Source organism: Leisingera sp. F5 (assembly GCF_001593695.1).
Window position 1 is genome coordinate 1 of the sequence record NZ_LUKH01000633.1, and the last position, 1,958, is coordinate 1,958.

General features: G+C 61.6%; 2 protein-coding genes. One reads left to right on the forward strand and one right to left on the reverse strand.

The features are described from left to right. Positions 1–1,158 (forward strand): ComEC/Rec2 family competence protein (locus A2I95_RS34155; RefSeq protein WP_291736957.1); only part of this gene is annotated, 1,158 nt, incomplete at its 5' end. Here the strand turns inward: A2I95_RS34155 and lexA are convergent. After that, positions 1,152–1,859, reverse strand: a complete 708-nt coding sequence (gene lexA, locus A2I95_RS34160) for a transcriptional repressor LexA (protein ID WP_027259023.1) — start codon at positions 1,857–1,859, stop codon at positions 1,152–1,154. The two genes, A2I95_RS34155 and lexA, sit on opposite strands and share 7 nt — an antisense overlap. Between the last annotated feature and the right edge of the window lie 99 nt (positions 1,860–1,958).

Sequence of the window (1,958 nt, forward strand, 5' to 3'; positions counted from 1 at the left end):
GGGTATCTTGCCTTGTCAGGCGGTAATGTGGCGACAGAACGGGCCTTTGTCATGGTGGCGGTGATGTTTGGCGCTGTGCTGCTGAACCGGCGTGCGATTACCCTGCGCGCGGTGGCAGTTGCTGCGTGGATTGTGCTGCTGCGGCGGCCGGAAAGCCTGCTGAGCCCTGGTTTCCAGATGAGTTTTGCCGCGACAGCCGCGCTGGTTGCGGTATTTGCTGCGCTCAGAAACAAAGAGGTGCCGATGGGGCCGCGCTGGTTGCAGCCGGTTGTGGCGCTGGTGATTTCATCTGCGGTGGCCGGGGCGGCAACCGCACCCATTGCAGCGGCGCATTTTAACACGGTGCCGCACTACGGGCTGCTGGCGAACCTGCTTTCGGTGCCAGTCATGGGCTCGGTCGTTATTCCGGCTGCAGTTCTAGCACTGTGCCTGGTGCCGTTGGGCCTGGAAATGATCGGGTTGACAATTATGCGATGGGGGCTGGACTGGATCCTTGCAGTTGCGCAGGCCGTCTCAGAATTTGAGGGGGCTTTGTCTCATGTGCCGGCACCGGGCGCCTGGGTTCTGCCACTGTTTGCTGCGGGCATGCTGTTTGCAGTGATCTGGCAAGGCCGGCTGCGGCTGGCAGGGCTGCTGCCGGCGGCCAGTGCCCTGTTGATGTGGGGCGCGGCAGAGCGTCCTGTTGTCCTGATTGCTGATTCCGGCGGGCTGGTTGGCGTGATGGCACCGGAAGGCCGGGCCTTGTCCCGGGCCAAAGGGCAGGGGTTTATTGCGAAAATCTGGCTGGAGAATGATGGCGACCCGGCTGGACAGATCGCCGCCGCGGCGCGGTGGAGGGAGGAAACAGACGCTTTGCCGGTTTGGCAGGGACCTGGATTCCGCCTGGTTCATGCGCCTGGAAAACGTAAACTCGCGCAGGCAAGCACTTGTAAAAAAGGAGATATCGTCGTTTCCACGGTCACGGCGCAAACACCGGAAAACTGTCTGCTTCTGACGCCGGCAGTGATGCGCCAAACGGGCAGCATCGCCGTGACCACGACAGGCGGCTTGCAGACATCCCGCAGTGTGTCGGGACAGCGGTTGTGGACGGGATGGCAGCCGGAGGGGGCAGAAATCAGCCGCCTCCGGAGGATTATTGGCCAGGAAAGCCCTCAATAAGTGCGGATCAACCCAACCAGCTGGCCTTGGATCTGCACCTGATCTTCCGGGTAGCGCCGGGTTTCATAGGCCGGGTTCGCGGCTTCCAGCGCGATCATGCTGCCCTGGCGCTGGTAGCGTTTCAGCGTGGCCTCGTGCCCCTCGACCAGTGCAACAACGATATCGCCGTTCTCTGCAGCACCGGTTTCACGGATCACTACGATGTCGCCGTCATTGATGCCGGCTTCGATCATCGAGTCGCCCTTTACCTCCAGCGCGAAATGCTGGCCGTTCGGCGCGATCATGCCGCCCGGAACCGCCACCTGATGTGACACCTGGCTGATCGCTTCAATCGGCACACCGGCGGCGATGCGGCCCATCACCGGCAGTTCCACGGCAGCCTGGCGCATTGGGTCTGCTGCGGCAGGTACAGGCGGTGCGGGCTGCGTTTGACCGCCGTCAATCACCTGTGGCGCAAAGCCTTGCGCGTCCGGCGCACCGCCCAGGCTGTCCGGCAGGCGGATAATCTCAATCGCACGGGCGCGGTGCGGCAGGCGGCGGATGAAGCCGCGTTCTTCCAATGCAGTGATCAGCCGGTGAATGCCTGATTTCGATCGTAGGTCCAGTTCGACCTTCATTTCATCGAAACTGGGAGGCACGCCGTCACGCTGCAGACGTTTGTGTATGAATTCCAGCAGTTGCAGTTGTTTTTTTGTGAGCATCGCCGCTCCCTCCGCGCCTCATGTTTTCTTTTGTTCTACGCATGTTCCCGTTTTGTGTCAATATCGCAGTCCCTGGCGTGGTGCAAAAGAGAACGCGCC

Coding starts and splice junctions, on each gene's coding strand:
- lexA (WP_027259023.1), bottom strand. CDS start 1,859: ATGCTCACAAAAAAACAACTGCAACTGCTGGAATTCATACACAAACGT.